The sequence below is a fragment of the Dactylosporangium sp. NPDC000521 genome, assembly GCF_042898305.1.
In the GTDB taxonomy this organism is placed as follows: domain Bacteria; phylum Actinomycetota; class Actinomycetes; order Mycobacteriales; family Micromonosporaceae; genus Dactylosporangium.
In genome coordinates this window covers 205,387-220,371 of the sequence record NZ_JBIAYW010000007.1, presented here as the reverse complement: position 1 = coordinate 220,371, position 14,985 = coordinate 205,387, and the positions used below count along the sequence as shown (strand labels likewise).

At 72.4% G+C, this 14,985-nt stretch carries 14 protein-coding genes; 12 read left to right on the top strand and 2 right to left on the bottom strand.

Annotated features, from left to right (window positions below):
• Positions 1-106 precede the first annotated feature (106 nt).
• The 3 genes from ACFY3L_RS23955 to ACFY3L_RS23945 are packed head-to-tail and all read left to right on the top strand — an operon-like array spanning position 107 to position 1,578.
• Positions 107-448, top strand: coding sequence for an ArsR/SmtB family transcription factor (locus tag ACFY3L_RS23955; protein ID WP_389327953.1), 342 nt, complete (start codon positions 107-109; stop codon positions 446-448).
• A gap of 3 nt (positions 449-451) precedes the next feature.
• The gene (locus ACFY3L_RS23950) at positions 452-958 is read left to right on the top strand and encodes an SRPBCC family protein (RefSeq protein ID WP_389327950.1); all 507 of its coding nucleotides are present in this window, start codon (positions 452-454) and stop codon (positions 956-958) included.
• A complete protein-coding gene (locus tag ACFY3L_RS23945; protein WP_389327947.1) occupies positions 958-1,578 on the top strand; it encodes a dihydrofolate reductase family protein in 621 nt (206 codons plus the stop codon). Before ACFY3L_RS23950 ends, ACFY3L_RS23945 begins: the two co-directional genes overlap by 1 nt.
• Positions 1,579-1,677: 99 nt before the next feature.
• Here the strand turns inward: ACFY3L_RS23945 and ACFY3L_RS23940 are convergent, their stop codons facing one another.
• On the bottom strand, positions 1,678-3,426 hold the full coding sequence (locus tag ACFY3L_RS23940; RefSeq protein ID WP_389327944.1) for an exo-alpha-sialidase: 1,749 nt from the start codon (positions 3,424-3,426) through the stop codon (positions 1,678-1,680).
• A 202-nt stretch (positions 3,427-3,628) separates the two neighbouring features.
• Positions 3,629-4,372: a FadR/GntR family transcriptional regulator gene (locus tag ACFY3L_RS23935; RefSeq protein WP_389327942.1), complete on the bottom strand. Its 744-nt coding sequence runs from the start codon at positions 4,370-4,372 to the stop codon at positions 3,629-3,631.
• A 188-nt stretch (positions 4,373-4,560) separates the two neighbouring features.
• On the opposite strand from ACFY3L_RS23935, the gene ACFY3L_RS23930 reads away from it, so the two are divergent.
• The 9 genes from ACFY3L_RS23930 (at position 4,561) to ACFY3L_RS23890 (ending at position 14,921) form a co-directional block, all read left to right on the top strand.
• Positions 4,561-5,286, top strand: a complete 726-nt coding sequence (locus tag ACFY3L_RS23930) for a FadR/GntR family transcriptional regulator (protein WP_389327939.1) — start codon at positions 4,561-4,563, stop codon at positions 5,284-5,286.
• Between the two features lie 356 nt (positions 5,287-5,642).
• Complete coding sequence (locus tag ACFY3L_RS23925; protein WP_389327936.1) at positions 5,643-7,247, top strand: ABC transporter substrate-binding protein; 1,605 nt, start codon at positions 5,643-5,645, stop codon at positions 7,245-7,247.
• A 109-nt stretch (positions 7,248-7,356) separates the two neighbouring features.
• A complete protein-coding gene (locus tag ACFY3L_RS23920) occupies positions 7,357-8,319 on the top strand; it encodes an ABC transporter permease (RefSeq protein ID WP_389327934.1) in 963 nt (320 codons plus the stop codon).
• Positions 8,316-10,268, top strand: a complete 1,953-nt coding sequence (locus tag ACFY3L_RS23915; RefSeq protein WP_389327931.1) for a dipeptide/oligopeptide/nickel ABC transporter permease/ATP-binding protein — start codon at positions 8,316-8,318, stop codon at positions 10,266-10,268. The genes ACFY3L_RS23920 and ACFY3L_RS23915 overlap by 4 nt, the downstream gene beginning before the upstream one ends.
• A complete protein-coding gene (locus ACFY3L_RS23910) occupies positions 10,265-11,323 on the top strand; it encodes an oligopeptide/dipeptide ABC transporter ATP-binding protein (protein ID WP_389327928.1) in 1,059 nt (352 codons plus the stop codon). Before ACFY3L_RS23915 ends, ACFY3L_RS23910 begins: the two co-directional genes overlap by 4 nt.
• Complete coding sequence (locus ACFY3L_RS23905) at positions 11,320-12,300, top strand: dihydrodipicolinate synthase family protein (RefSeq protein WP_389327925.1); 981 nt, start codon at positions 11,320-11,322, stop codon at positions 12,298-12,300. The genes ACFY3L_RS23910 and ACFY3L_RS23905 overlap by 4 nt, the downstream gene beginning before the upstream one ends.
• Positions 12,297-13,247, top strand: a complete 951-nt coding sequence (locus tag ACFY3L_RS23900) for an ROK family protein (protein ID WP_389327922.1) — start codon at positions 12,297-12,299, stop codon at positions 13,245-13,247. The genes ACFY3L_RS23905 and ACFY3L_RS23900 overlap by 4 nt, the downstream gene beginning before the upstream one ends.
• A 28-nt stretch (positions 13,248-13,275) precedes the next feature.
• Positions 13,276-13,965, top strand: a complete 690-nt coding sequence (locus ACFY3L_RS23895) for an N-acetylmannosamine-6-phosphate 2-epimerase (protein ID WP_389327919.1) — start codon at positions 13,276-13,278, stop codon at positions 13,963-13,965.
• Entirely contained in the window at positions 13,962-14,921 is a 960-nt protein-coding gene (locus tag ACFY3L_RS23890) for an alpha/beta hydrolase (RefSeq protein ID WP_389327916.1), read from the top strand. Before ACFY3L_RS23895 ends, ACFY3L_RS23890 begins: the two co-directional genes overlap by 4 nt.
• The last annotated feature ends 64 nt before the right edge of the window (positions 14,922-14,985 follow it).

Below are 14,985 nucleotides of genomic sequence, written 5' to 3'. Positions count from 1 at the left end.
GGCTGTGGCGCCCGGGACGGCGGACCGTCCCGGGCACCACAGGGTCAGGCGGCGCGGTCAAGTAATCCGGCTTGACGCATTCCGTTATCGGAATATGATGACTGCCGTGGCACGAGCAGTGACGACGTCGGACACGTTCAACGCGATCGCCGAGCCGCAGCGCCGGGACATCCTGGCGCTGCTGCGGGCGGGTGAGCGGCCGGTGACCGACCTGGCCCGGGAGCTGGGGATGAGCCAGCCGGGGGCGTCCAAGCACCTGCGGGTGCTCCGGGAGGTGGGGCTGGTGCGGGTCCGCGAGGTGGGCAAGCAGCGCCTCTACGGCCTGGACGCCCGCGGGCTGCGGCCGATCCACGAGTGGGTCGGCGGGTTCGAGCGGTTCTGGAACGAGAGTTTCGACCGGCTCGACACCTACGTGCAGGAGCTCAAGCAGACACGGCAAGGGGAGTGACCGATGGCAGGGACAGGGCAGGAAACGGGGGCGGAGCCGGCGACGGCCGACCGGGAGGTCGTGATCTCCCGGGTCATCGCCGCCCCGCAGGAGCTGGTGTTCGAGGCGTTCACCGAGGTCCGGCACCTGTCACGGTGGTGGGGCCCGGACGGGTTCACCACCACCACGCGGTCCTTCGAGTTCCGCGAGGGCGGGGTCTGGGACTTCGTGATGCACGGGCCGGACGGGACCGACTACCCCGAGTGGATCACCTGGACCGGGATCGTCCCGCCGGAGCGGATCGCGCTGCTGCACGGTGAGTCCCGCGACGACCCGAACGCCTTCGAGTCGGTCCTGACGTTCGAGCCGGACGGCGCGGCGACCCGGATCGAGATGCGCACGGTGTTCCCCACGAAGGAACTGCGCGACGAGGCGGTGGAGAAGTACCACGCGATCGAGGGCGGCCGGCAGACGCTGAGCAGCCTGGCCGCCTACGTCACCGAGATCGTCCGGACGGGAGCGGAGGGCTGATGGCCGGGAAGGTGTTCTTCAGCGTGTCGATGTCGCTGGACGGGTTCATCGCGCCCGCGTCCCTCGGGGAACTGATGGGGCGGCAGTGGATGGAGCTGCAGCAGTGGATCTTCCCGCAGCGGTTCTTCCGGGAGAACCTCCACCTGGGCGAGGGCGGCGAGGAAGGGCGCGACAACGACATCGTGCGGGAGACGTTCGAGCGCACCGGCGCGAGCGTGATGGGCAAGCGCATGTTCGACGCCGGCGAGCGGATGTGGCCGGAGGAGGCGCCGTTCCACACGCCGGTCTTCGTCGTGACGCACGAGCGGCGTGACCCCTGGGAGCGGCCGGGCGGGACCACGTTCCACTTCGTCGACGACGGCATCGGGCCCGCGCTCGACCGGGCCCGCGAGGCCGCCGGCGACCGCGACGTCCGCATCGCCGGCGGCGCCGAGACGATCCTGCAGTACGTGAACGCCGGCCTGGTCGACGAGTTCTCGATCGCGCTGTCGCCCGTGCTGTTCGGCTCCGGAATCCGCCTGTTCGAGGGCGTGGACGCGGCCCGCGTGGCCCTGGAGCCGGTCCGCGCGGAGCCGTCCCCGCGGGTGACACACCTGACCTACACCGTGCGCCCCCGATAGCCGCGCCACGACGGCCAACCGGGAACAGCCAGGAACCTGTCAGGCACGCAGCGGCGGGCGCGTCCGAGTCGGACGCGCCCGCCGTGGTGTTCCGGTGGGTCAGGCGCCGCGCACCCAGTCCAGGGAGAACCGGGTGAAGATGATGCCGCCGGTGTTGCCGATCTCGTACAGGTCCGCGACCTGCCCGTCCGCCAGCACCGCCATCGTGGAGTAACCGGCGGCGCCGGGCTTGAGCAGCGCCCGGGTCGGCCAGGTCGCCCCGTTGTCGGTGGACAGCCGCACGGTGAGGTTGTTGCGGGCGCTCGAGCTCGCGTTGTTGCTGAACAGCACGGTGCTCGTGCGGGTCGGCGCGCCGTTCGCGCCGACGTCGGACGGGCGCAGGTAGCTCGTCTCGTCGGCGTTGCAGCCGGGGTCGGGCAGCAGGCTGCTCGCCGTCGCCGCGCCGAAGGTGACACCGCCGTCGGTGGACGTCGAGTAGTAGCGGCTGCGGACGCTGTCGTGGCGCATGTTCTGCACCACGGCGCCGGTGCTGCGCTCGACGGCCTTGCTCTCGTTGATGACGGCGCCGGCCGAGCCGCCCCGCCGCCACGTCACGCCGTGGTCGTCGCTGTACACGTTGCCGGCGTTGCTGACGCCGTTCGCGTCACGGTAGGAGATGGGCTGGATCAGCCGTCCCGAGCTGGTCTGGATGCCGTGGCCGGAGGAGAAGAACACCTGCTTCCACGCCGGGTCCTTCACCTGTGGGTTGAGCTCGACGGCCGCGCCCCACGTCGCGCCGTGATCGGTGCTCTTGACGTAGCGCAGGTGCAGGCTGTTGGGGTCGGTGGCGGTGTTGACGCCCGAGCCGGCCGACCAGTAGCTGATCCCGGGCCGCGGGGAGTACGTGAAGAAGACGTAGACGGCGCCGGTGGTGCGGTCGACCAGCACGCTGGGGTCGCCGACCCCCTCGCTGACGGTCGCCGCGTGGTGGATGATGCGCGGCTGCTCGAAGCTCGTGCCGCCGTTGGTGCTGCGCATCATGGCGATCTGGATGTTGTTGTCGCCGCCGCCGAGGTCGTAGCTGCCGCTGACGCGGGCGTCGGCGACGGCGATCACGGTGCCGTTGTTCGTCACCGCCATGCCGGGGATCCGGACGGAGGCGACGGTGCCGTCGTAGGTGCCGTTCGGTCCGTTGAGGCCGCGGATCACGCTCTGGGTCGTCAGCACCGTGACGGCGTTCATCTTGGGGGTGCCGTCGGCCAGGCCGCAGGTGGCGGTGCCCTGGTTCGTCAGGTCGAAGCCGGCCGCGGTCGTGCGCAGCGTGTACGCGGTGCCCGCCGGGACGGTCCAGTACAGCTGCGCGTTGCCGCCCGCCGCCACCGTTGTGGTCCACGGGGAGCCGGACCGCCCCGGCCACGTGGTGGTGAACGTCGTCGCGGCGCTCGTCCGGTTCTCCAGCGTGAGCTGCAGCCGGCCGGCGGTGCAGTCCATGCTGGCCAGCGCGGACATGCCGGTGCCGCAGTGGAAGATCCCGGCGGCCGTGGTGTCCAGCCCGGTCGGGGTGGTGGTGCGCAGGTCGTACGCGGTGCCGGGGGCGAGGGTCCAGTAGTGCAGGAAGGAGCCGCCGGCGGGGACCGTGCGCGTCCACGGCGAGCCGGAGCGCCCCGGCCAGGTGACCGTGTACGTCTGTGCGGCGGTGCTGGTGTTGACGAGGTTCAGCGTCAGCCGGCTGGCGGCGCAGTCGGCGCCGGCGACGGCGATGACGCCGGCGGGGGCGGCCTGGGCGGAGGCGGCCGGCAGCACGGCGGTGAAGGTCAGCGCGGCGATCACCGCCGTCGCAGCTCGGATCAAAGCTCTCGGATGTGTCACATCGGCTCCTTCGGATGCATGACCGCGGGGGATAGGTCATCGGACATACGATGTCCGATGACCATAGGGTGACGTGGATACCCCGTCAAGGGAGGTCATGCGGCGATGCGGCGCCCCGCGAGGTGGCCCCGCGATGTGGCCCCGGGATGCCAAGAGGCCGCCGGATACATCCGGCGGCCTCGCGGTCGGGGTCGGTGGTGGGTCAGTGCTCGGTGTGCTCCGCCGCGGACCGGGTGGCGGCAGCGATCCGCTGGCGGACCGGGGCGTAGTGCGCCACCACGGCGGCGGCGAAGGCTGCCGCGTCACGCTCGCGGGCCGCCTCGACCATGGCGCGGTGCGCCGTGACGGTGTCGGCCTTCGCCTCGCTGTTGGCGATGCCCAGGTACGGCGCGACGATCGTGTAGACGTCCCAGAACGCGCCGTTGAGCTGGGTGATCAGCTGGTTGCCCAACGGCTGCATGAGCAGGTCGTGAAACGCGCGGTCGGTCTCCACGAGCGCCTCGTCGGTGGTGCACCCGCCGAGCTGGTCGACGACCTCATCCAGCTTGGACAGCTGCTCGTCGTCGAGCCCCTCGATGATCCGGGCCGCCAGGCCCTCCTCGAACAGCTGACGGATCTCCACCAGGTCGAGCAGGACCCGGAAGTCGTCCTCGGGGCTGAGCAGGCCCCGGAAGGTGAGGCTCTCCACCAGGGAGGACAGCGACAGCCGGCCGACGAACATGCCGAATCCGTGGCGGACCTCGACGATGTCCAGCGCGGCCAGGGTCTTGATCGCCTCGCGCAGGCTGGACCGGCTGGCGTTGAGCGCGTCGCACAGCTCCGCCTCGGTCGGCAGGGAGTCGCCTGGCTTGAGGCGGTTCTCGATGATGTACGACTTGATCTGCTCCGTGACCGCGTGCCGCAACAGCGCGCGGCTGGCGCGGGCCGGCTTGATGTCCGTGCGCATTGCGTTTCCGATCGTTCGCTGCCAGGGGTGCTGGCTATGCTACCAAGCGTCGGACATCAGACATCCATCACTGTGCGTACGAGGTGAGGCGGGCGAAACCCCTCGTCCGATCCCAGGGGACATCAGGCGTATGATGTCTGATGTCATGACGGGAGTGCCCTCGGGTGGGGCTAGGGAGGGCAGTGTTCATGCGCGCGGACATCAAGCCGGTCCGGCCGGACCGCACCTTGCTGCGGCAAGCGGTGACGGACCGCATCAAGACGTATATCATCGACAACCGGCTCCGGCCAGGTGACTCCCTGCCGACCGAGGCGGAGCTGTGCGATGCCCTCAACGCCAGCAGGTCGAGCCTGCGTGAGGCGATCAAGACACTCGCCGCGCTCGACATCGTCGAGGTCCGCCACGGGTCGGGCACCTTCGTCGGGCGGTTGTCGCTGTCCTCGCTGGTGGAGAGCCTGACGTTCCGCAGCCTGCTCAGTCCCGGGGACGACGTGCGCGCCCTGCGGGATCTCGTGGACGTCCGGCAGTTGTTCGAGGAGGGCATGGCGGCCCGGATCGTCGAGCGGCTCGACGAGGCGCACGTGGCCAGCCTCGAGCACGCGGCGTCGGAGCTGGAGCGGTGTGCGCCCGGCAGCGCGCCGCAGGTCGAGGCCGACCGCCAGTTCCATCGGCTCCTCATGGAGCCGTTGGGCAACCACCTCGTCAGCCAGCTCACCACCGCGTTCTGGGACGTGCACGCCATCGTGGCGCCGTACCTGGGCATGTCCAGCCCGCAGGAGGACGCCGAGGCCCTGGCCGCGCACCGGGCCATGGTGGAGGCCGCCCGCCGGCGTGATGTGGACGCGTTCGCCGCCGCCGTGGTGCAGCACTACGCGCCGGTCCGCCGGAGGATCACCGCCGCCGACCCGGGCTGACCGCAGCGCCCCGGCGCCGGTACTGCGGCGGTCCCGGTGCGCGCTATGGTCCGAGGGAATGAATACGCAGCGTGACGCATGCCCGGTTCGGCGGGCGCGTCGCGCCGTGCTGTCGTGCCCGCCGGCGGGCCGGTGCGCGGGTCGACGGCGCATGCCGCCATCAGGCATGTTGCACCTTCGGCGGGGGTCGGCCCGATGGGCGGGCAGCGCGGGTCGACACCGGCGGGTCGCCGGAATCGATGTTGCGCATCCGTTACAGATGGTTCTCGCCCCGGCCTTGACTCAGCCCTGGCAGGCTTCTAGCGTACCGCCTACATTGATCAGACATACGATGTCTTACAACCTCGGGAGTAGGCATGAAGAACAGCTTCGAAGGCGTGTCCCGGCGCGACCTTCTGCGGTACACGGGCATCCTCGGCGCGGCGACCGCCATCACCGCCGGCCTCGGCGCCTGCGGCGACGGTGACAGCGACACCACGAGCGGCGCCGACAGCGGCCCGGCCGGCAAGACGATCGAGGCCACGCTCGCCTTCACCCTGTCCAGCGCGTTCGACCCGATGAACGCCTCCAGCGCGGTGGCCACGGCGGTGAACCAGCACGTCTTCGAGGCGCTGATCGACCTCGACCCGATCACGCGTGAGCCCTACCTGGCCCTGGCGGGCTCGCAGCCGACGCCGAGCGCCGACGGGCTGACCTGGACCGTGACGCTGCGCGAGGGCGCGAAGTTCTCCGACGGCACGCCGGTGACCGCCGAGGACGTCGCGTGGTCGTTCCAGCGGGCGATGGACCCGGCCAACAAGGCGCTCATGGCGGGCTTCATCACCTTCCTCGACAAGGTCACCGCGAAGGACCCGCGCACCGCGGAGTTCACCCTCAAGCACCCGTTCAGCCTGTTCCCGCAGCGGATCGCGGTCATCAAGATCGTGCCGAAGGCGAAGACCGGTGACGCGGCGGCGTCAAAGGCGTTCGACACCGCGCCGATCGGCTCCGGTCCGTTCACCGTCGTCAGCGCCAACGCCACCGCCGGCGTCGTGATGGGCATCAACGCCGCCTACAACGGCCCGCGCCCGGCGAAGGTCGAGAAGATCACGCTGCGGACCAGCTCGGACGGCACCGCCCGGCTCAACGACCTGCGGGGCGGATCGTCCCAGGCGATCGAGGCCGTGCCCTACCTCGACGTCAAGGCGCTCAGCGGCGGCGACCGCAAGGTCGAGGAGAAGCAGGCGTTCAACCACATGTTCCTGATGTTCAACTGCACGGCCGCACCCTTCAGCGACAAGCGGGTGCGCCAGGCGCTGCACTACGCCATCGACAAGGACAAGGTCATCAAGACGGCGCTGCAGGGCTACGGCACGGCGGCGACGAGCTACCTCGACGCGGGCAACGCCGGCTACCAGCAGGCCAGCACCGTCTACAACTACGACCCGGAAAAGGCCAAGAGCCTGCTGGCCGCCGCAGGCGCGAGCAACCTGTCGTTCGAGCTGCACACCACCGACGCCGCGTTCATCAAGGACAGCGCCCCCATCGTCATCGACGCCTGGAAGGCGATCGGGGTCAACGCGACGCTGAACACCATGCCGTCCTCGGCGATCTACGGCACCGTCGTGCCGGGCCCGAACTTCCGGGTCCTCGCCGCCTCCGGCGACCCGACGACATTCGGCCCGGACGTGGACCTCCTGCTGCGCTGGTTCTACCTCAACCAGACGTGGACCAAGGACCGGCACCGCTGGACCAACGACCAGGCCAAGCAGTGCGCGCAGCTCATCGAGTCGGCCGCGAAGGCCTCCGGCGCGGAGCAGAAGGCGATCTGGAAGCAGGCGCTGGACATCATCGCCGACGAGGCCCCGCTGTACCCGGTGTTCCACGTCAAGATGGTGACCGCGCACGACCCCAAGAAGCTCAAGAACTTCCAGGGCGCCTCGACCACCGGCCTGTACTTCCTCAACACGTCGCGGGCGTGAACCGTCGCCCCCTGAGGTTCGAGCGAATGCCGCCGGACGCCGGCCGGACCGGTGATCCCGGCCCGGCTGTGGCCCCGGCGGCGCACCCCGACAATGGAAGGAGCGGCGGGTGAACGCAATCCTCGGCATCGTCCTGCGCCGGCTCTCGGCGCTCGTCCCGCTGATGCTCGGCATCATCCTGTTCATCTTTCTCGTCATGGCGCTGTCACCGAACAGCGCGGCGATCTCCGTGCTGGGCAACCAGGCGACGGCGGAGCAGATCGACGCCTTCAACAAGGCCAACGGCCTGGACCGCCCGCTGCTGGTGCGCTACCTGGACTACCTGTGGTCGCTGCTGCAGGGCGACCTCGGCAACACCTTCTCCCTCAACGTGCCGATCAGCTCGGTGATCTCCGAGGCGCTGCCGGTCACGTTGCAGCTGACCTTCCTCGGCGTCCTCGGCGCGATCGTGGTCGCGCTCGTGCTGGGACTGACCGGGGCGCTCTACCGGGACCGCTGGCCCGACCAGCTCACCCGGCTGCTGTCGATGGCGGGCATCTCCATCCCGTCGTTCTGGCTGGCGATCCTGCTCATCCAGCAGCTGTCGACGATCGGCGGCGGCTCGCTGCCGAGCGGGCACTACGTGGCACCGTCGGAGTCGTTCAGCGGCTGGCTGCAGCACCTGGTCCTGCCCGCCGTCGCCCTGGCCGTGCCGGTCGGGTGCGCGCTGGCCCGGGTCGTGCGGACCTCGATGGTGGAGGAGCTCGACAAGGACTACGTGCGCACGGCGATCGGTGCCGGGCTGCCACCGATCGTGGTGGTCGGCCGCAACGTGCTGCGCAACGCCCTGCTGACCCCGATGACCGTCCTCGGTCTGCAGGTCGGCTACCTGATCGGTGGCGCGATCATCATCGAGGCCATCTTCACGCTGCCGGGCATGGGCACGCAGATCATGAGTGCGGTGCAGCAGAACGACATCGGGCTGGCCCGAGGACTGGTGATCGTCATCGCGCTCGGCTTCGTCATCGTGAACCTCGTCGTCGACCTGCTGTACCTGGCGGCGAACCCCCGACTCCGAGGAGCGCAGGCATGATCGCGCGGGCCGTCCATGCCGTCCAGGCCGTCGGCTCCGGCGTCCGCCGGCTGCCGCTGCCGGCCAAGATCTGCCTCGGGCTGCTGCTGATGGTCGTGGCGGTCGGGATCGCCGCGCCCTGGCTCGTCCGGCACGACCCCACCCAGGTCGCCCTCGCCGCGCCGACGACCGGCCCGAACGGCGACTTCTGGTTCGGCGTCGACCGGCTCGGCCGGGACATCTTCTCCCGCCTGGTCGCCGGCACCCGGCGTTCGCTGGTCGTCGGCTTCTGCTCCGCCGGGCTGGCGTTGCTCGCCGGCGCGATCCTGGGTGCGGTCGCGGCGACCAGCCGGCGCGCCGTCGACGAGATCATCATGCGGGCGCTGGACGTCGTGATGGCGTTCCCCACCATCGTGCTCGCGGCGATCCTGGTCGTCGCGTACGGCAACGACAGCCTCCCGGTCCTGGTGGGCGCCATCGGGTTCGTCTTCACCCCGCAGATCGCGCGGCTGGTCCGGGCCAACGTCGCCGCCCAGTACCACGAGGACTACGTCGCCGCCGAGCGGGTGATCGGCGCCGGCCGCTGGCACATCGTCGTGCGGCACGTCGCCCGCAACTGCGCGGCGCCGATCCTGGTGTACGCCACGATCATGGTGGCCAACGCGATCGTCTTCGAGGCGTCGCTGTCGTTCATCGGCGGCGGGCTGCAGCCGGAGGCGGGCCCGTCGTCCTGGGGCAGCGTCATCGCCTACGGGCAGCAACTGCTGGCCAGCAAGGGCTGGTGGGCGACCTTCTTCCCCGGCCTGCTGATCCTGCTCACCGTGCTGAGCCTGAACATCCTGGCGGAGGGCATCTCCGACGCCTGGGCGGCACCGGCCGGCCGGCGCCGCAGCGGGTCCGGCGAACCGCTGGACAAGGCGGTCGCGGACCGCACGCCGGTCGCCCTGCCGGGCCTGGCCGAGGCGGCGGCCCGGATCGCCGCCGCTGCCCGTCCACCGGTCACCGCGGCGCCGGTGCTGTCCGTGCGTGACCTTCGCGTCGGCTTCCCCGGCAGCCACAACGGCGTCGACATCGTCGACGGGGTGAGCTTCGACGTGCGCCCCGGCGAGGTGCTCGGACTCATCGGCGAGTCCGGTTGCGGCAAGTCGCTGACCGCGCTGACGCTGATGGGCCTGCAGCCGCGCGGCGCCCGGGTCGGCGGCACCGTCGACTTCGCCGGCACCGACCTGCTCACCCTGCGCGGTGCCGCCCGGCGGGCCGTGACGGGCCGGCAGGTCGCGATGATCTACCAGGACGCGCTGTCGGCGCTCAACCCGTCGATGACCGTCCGGGCGCAGCTCAAGCAGATCATCCGCCGCGGCGGCACGCGCACGGCGCCCGAGCTGATGACGCTCGTCGGGCTGGACCCCGACCGGACCCTGTCGTCCTACCCGCACGAGCTGTCCGGCGGGCAGCGGCAACGCGTCGTCATCGCGATGGCGCTGGCGCGCGACCCGAAGCTGGTCGTCGCGGACGAGCCGACCACCGCGCTGGACGTCACGGTCCAGGCGCAGGTCATCGAGCTGCTGCTGCGGCTGCGCGCCGAGCTCGGCTTCGCGCTCGTCCTCGTCTCCCACGACCTGGCACTGGTCAGCGACGTCTGCGACCGGATCGCGGTGATGTACGGCGGACACATCGTCGAGCACGGCGCCACCGCGGCCGTTCTGGCCGCGCCGGCCCACCACTACACCCGTGGGCTGCTGGGCTCGGTGCTGTCGCTGGAGTCGCAGGCGCCGAAGCTGGTGCAGATCAGCGGCACGGTGCCCGCACCCGCGGACTTCCCCGCCGGCTGCCGCTTCGCCGACCGCTGCCCGAGCGCGACCGAGCGCTGCGACCGGCAGCGCCCGGTGCTCGCCGAGCTCAACGGCCACCTGGCGGCCTGCCATCACCCGGCACCACGCGACAACGACGTGAAGGTGGCTGTCCAATGACCGCATCGTCCTGCGTGGACCTGGGGAGCCTGGCGGAGCTGCGCGAGGTCAGCGTCGAGCACCGGGCGCCCGGCGGCTCGCTGCTCAACCGCGACCGTGTGCACGCCCTCACCGGCGCGGACGTCACCGTGGCGCCCGGCGAGACGGTCGGCGTCGTCGGCGAGTCCGGTTGCGGCAAGTCGACCCTGGTGAAGGTGCTCGTCGGCCTGCAGCGGCCGACCGCGGGCACGGTCCTGCTCGGCGGCCGCGACATCTGGCGGCTGAGCACCACCGAGCGTCGCCGGCACATCGGCCGGACCGTCGGCATGGTCTTCCAGGACCCGTCGACGTCGCTCAACCGCCGCCTGCCCGTCGAGCGGATCATCGCCGATCCGCTGGACGTGCAGCGGTGGCGCACCCCGCGGGAGCGCCTGCAGCGCGTCGGGGAGCTGCTGCACCTCGTCGGCCTGCCGTCCTCGGCGCGTGACGCGCTGCCCGCGCACCTGTCCGGCGGGCAGCGGCAGCGGGTGGCCATCGCCCGGGCGCTCGCCCTGGAGCCGGCGCTGCTCGTCGCCGACGAGCCGACCTCGGCGCTGGACGTGTCGGTGCGGGCGCAGATCCTCAACCTGCTCATGGACCTGCGCGAGCGGCTCGGGCTCGCGATGGTGTTCGTGTCGCACGACCTGCAGACGGTCCGGCGCGTGTCGGACCGGATCGTCACCATGTACCTCGGCCGCGTGGTCGAGGAGCTGCCGGTCGCGCGCATCGAGCGGGGGCGCCACCCGTACACGCAGGCGCTGTTCTCAGCCACACCCGGGCTGCTGCGGCCGATGCGTCCCATCCCGCTGACCGGTCCGGTCCCGTCCGCGGTGCGCCCGCCGTCGGGCTGCCCCTTCCGCACCCGGTGCTGGCGCGCCACCGACACGTGCGCCACCGCGATGCCGCCCTACGCCGAGGACAGCGTCGACCCGGCCCAGCGGTTCCGCTGCTACCACCCTGTCACCGACTACTCGGATCTGCACCGCGCCGCCGGCCCGGCGGACGGTGCCGGCCGATCCACGGAAGGAATCCGATGACCAGCACCATCACCTCCACGACCGGCGCGGCGGCCACCGCGGGATCCACGGTGCCCCGGGGGCTGACCGGCGTGGTGCCGCCGGTGTGCACCCCGCTCACCCCGGACCTGGAGGTGGACGTCGCGTCGCTGCTGCGCCTGGTCGACTTCCAGCTGGCCGGCGGCGTGGACGGGCTGTTCGTGCTCGGCTCCTCCAGCGAGGTGGCGTTCCTGCCGGACCGGCACCGCGCCACGGTCGTCGACGCGGTCGTGCGGCACGTCGCCGGGCAGGTGCCGGTGCTGGTGGGGGTCATCGACATGACGACCCTGCGGGTGCTCGACCACGCGCACCGGGCCGTGCGGGCCGGCTGCGCCGGCATCGTCGTCACCGCGCCCTTCTACACGCGGACCCATCCGGCGGAGGTCGAGCTGCACCTGCGGCGCATCGCCGAGCAGTGCCAGACCCCGGTGTACGCCTACGACCTGCCGGTGTCGGTGCACACCCGGCTCGACCCGCAGATGCTCCTGCGGCTGGCCGCCGACGGGGTCCTCGCCGGGCTCAAGGACTCCACCGGCGACGACGCCGGGCTGCGGGACCTGCTGACCGCGCGCGACGACGCCGGGCTGTCGACGTTCACCGTGCTCACCGGCTCGGAGCTCACCGTCGACAACGCGCTGCGGATGGGCGCCGACGGGGTGGTGCCGGGCCTCGGCAACGTCGATCCGCACGGGTACGCGACGCTCTACCGGCACGCGGTGGCCGGGGAGTGGGACCTCGCCGCCCGCGAGCAGGAGCGGCTGCTGCGGCTGATGCGCATCGTGCACGTGGGCTCGTCGGCGCGGATGGGCCGCGGATCCTCGGCGCTGGGTGCGTTCAAGGCGGCCCTGCGGCTGCGCGGCGTCATCGACCACGCGGTCACCGCGCCGCCGCAGATCCAGCTCGACGACGCCGAGATCGACGTCGTGCGGCGCACCCTGGTGGCGACGGGCCTGCTGTGACCAGGGACACCACCGGCCGGCGCCGGGCGTGGATCGCGGTCGACATCGGCGGCACGAAGATCGCGGCTGGGCTGGTCGAGGACACCGACCGCGTCCTGGAACGCGGCAGCGTCGGCACCCCCGCCGGCGGCCCGGCGATCCTCGACGCCGCCGCGCGGCTCGTCCGGGGCATGCGCGAGCACGCCGAGCGGTGGGGGGTCGAGGTCGGCGCCGCCGGCGTCGGCGCCCCGGGCGTCATCGACCCGGCGACCGGGACGGTGCGCTCGGCCACGGACATCGTGCCCGGCTGGGCCGGAACCGCGGTGGGCGCCGAGCTGTCCGCCCGCACGGGCCTGCGGACCGCCGTCGCGAACGACGTGCGCGTCGCCGCCATGGGCGTGGCCCGGGACCCGGCCGTGGCGCGCTACCGGGACGTCCTGCACGTCTCGATCGGCACCGGTGTCGGCGGCGCGCTGCTGCGGCACGGCGCCGCCGTGGCGGGCCCGCACGCGAGCGCAGGCGAGCTGGCGCATCTGCTCGTGCCGGTGCGCGGGGCGATCCCGTGCGGCTGCGGGCGCCTCGACCATCTCGAGGCGGCGGTGGCAGGCCCCGCCATCGCCGCGGCGTACGCGCGGCAGCAGGGTGTCGACACGGTGCCGCTCACCGACGTCGTGACGCGGCTGCGCGCGGGCGACCGCGCCGCGGACATCGTGGTCCGCGGCGCGGGGCACCTGCTCGGTCGTGCCCTGGCCGGTCTGGTCGCCGCCGTGGACGTCGACGCGGTGACCCTCGGCGGCGGTGTCGCGCTCAACGTCGCCGAGTTCACCGGTGCCGTCGGCGAGGCCTTCCGCGAGGAGGCGCTCCCGCCGCTGCGGTCCGTGCCCGTTCTCGTGCCGGCCACAGGCGCCGACACCGCGCTGCTCGGGGCGGCGCACCTGGCCCGCACGACCGCGGCTGGGCACCGTTGAACCTCTCGCCATCCGTACAGGAGCAAGCTTGAACCTCACCGAACTCATGACGGCGATCCGCGGCGGACTCGTCGTCTCGTGCCAGGCCGGACCGACGCATCCGCTGCGGGACACGGCCACGATCCGCCGGCTCGCCGAGGCCGCCGTGCTCGGCGGCGCCACCGCCGTGCGGTGCGGCGGGGTCGGCGGGCTGGCCGATGTCCGCGCCGTCGCCGACGCCGTCACGGTGCCGGTCATCGGGCTGACGAAGCGCGGCGGCAGCGGCGTGTTCATCACCCCGACCGTCGCTGACGCCCTGGAGGTGCTGGCCGCCGGGGCGGACGTCGTTGCCACCGACGCCACGGCCCGTCCCCGGCCGGACGGCGCGTCCCTGCGCGACACCGTCCAGGCGGTGCACGATGCCGGCGGCCTCGTCATGGCCGATGTGTCCACAGTGGCCGAAGGGGTCGCGGCGGCCGCCTGCGGCGTGGACCTCATCGCCACCACACTGTCCGGGTACACGCCGTACAGCCCGCAGCTCACCGGGCCCGACCTCGCCCTCGTGCGCGAGCTGGCCGCCGAGGTGCCGGCCGTGCCGGTCGTCGCCGAAGGGCGCTACCACCGGCCGGAGCACGTCCGGCAGGCCCTGGACGCGGGCGCGGCCGCCGTGGTCGTCGGCACCGCGATCACCGATCCGGCCTGGATCACCAGCAGGTTCGCCGAGGTGACCGACCGATGACGCCGGCTCCGCGCAGGCGGCCCCCGTTCGAACCTGCCGTCGCCGCGGAGCTCGAGCGGATGCGCGCCGACGGCACCCTGGTCTCGGTGACCGCGGACCAGATCGCCGGGCGCCGCGCGAGTGCGGTCCCGGAGGACCTCTCGGCGTTCCCGGTCGACCGGCGGGACCTGACCATCGCCGGCTATCAGGGCGCGGCCCTGCGGGTGTCGGTCTTCACCGGGTCCACTGTGGACGGACCGGCGCCGGTGGTGCTGCACTTCCACGGCGGCGGCATGATGCTCGGCGACCGCCTCGCCGGCATGTCGGCCGTGCTGCCCTGGGTGGTCGAGCACGGTGCGGTGGCCGTGACCGTCGACTACCGGCTGGCCCCCGAACACCCGGACCCGGTCCCGGTGGAGGACTGCTACGCGGCGCTGCTCTGGGTAGCCGGGCACGCCGCCGAGCTCGGCGCCGATCCGGACCGCATCGTGCTCGTCGGGGCCAGCGCCGGGGGTGGCCTGGCGGCCGGCACGGCGCTGCTGGCCCGCGACCGCGGGGGACCGGCGCTGCTCGGGCAGATGCTGATCTGCCCGATGCTCGACGACCGGGACCAGACGATGTCGATGCGGCAGTTCGACGGCGTCGGCGCCTGGGACCGGGGCAGCATCCGCACCGGCTGGACCGCCCTGCTCGGCGACCGGCGGGCCACCGGCGACGTGTCGATCTACGCGGCACCCGGCCGTGCGACCGGACTCGCGGGCCTGCCGGCGACGTTCATCGACGTCGGCTCGGCCGAGGTCTTCCGGGACGAGGACGTCGCCTTCGCCACCCGGATCTGGGCCGACGGCGGCGATGCGGAGCTGCACGTGTGGCCCGGCGGCACGCACGGCTGGGACCAGCTCGTCCCGCAGTCGCCCATGGCCCGCCAGGCCGTGCGGACCCGGGACGAGTGGATCGCCCGGCTGCTGCGGCGGTGACCGCCGCGGCTCGCACCGCACGACCGCCAGCCCGCCCTGACGAGGGAGCGGGCCGGCGGCCGCG

Bases quoted from the DNA above. Each gene is read 5' to 3' on its own strand.
- ACFY3L_RS23905 (WP_389327925.1), top strand. From the start codon at position 11,320: ATGACCAGCACCATCACCTCCACGACCGGCGCGGCGGCCACCGCGGGA.
- ACFY3L_RS23910 (WP_389327928.1), top strand. From the start codon at position 10,265: ATGACCGCATCGTCCTGCGTGGACCTGGGGAGCCTGGCGGAGCTGCGC.
- ACFY3L_RS23890 (WP_389327916.1), top strand. From the start codon at position 13,962: ATGACGCCGGCTCCGCGCAGGCGGCCCCCGTTCGAACCTGCCGTCGCC.
- ACFY3L_RS23930 (WP_389327939.1), top strand. From the start codon at position 4,561: ATGCGCGCGGACATCAAGCCGGTCCGGCCGGACCGCACCTTGCTGCGG.
- ACFY3L_RS23945 (WP_389327947.1), top strand. From the start codon at position 958: ATGGCCGGGAAGGTGTTCTTCAGCGTGTCGATGTCGCTGGACGGGTTC.
- ACFY3L_RS23915 (WP_389327931.1), top strand. From the start codon at position 8,316: ATGATCGCGCGGGCCGTCCATGCCGTCCAGGCCGTCGGCTCCGGCGTC.
- ACFY3L_RS23935 (WP_389327942.1), bottom strand. From the start codon at position 4,372: ATGCGCACGGACATCAAGCCGGCCCGCGCCAGCCGCGCGCTGTTGCGG.
- ACFY3L_RS23950 (WP_389327950.1), top strand. From the start codon at position 452: ATGGCAGGGACAGGGCAGGAAACGGGGGCGGAGCCGGCGACGGCCGAC.
- ACFY3L_RS23925 (WP_389327936.1), top strand. From the start codon at position 5,643: ATGAAGAACAGCTTCGAAGGCGTGTCCCGGCGCGACCTTCTGCGGTAC.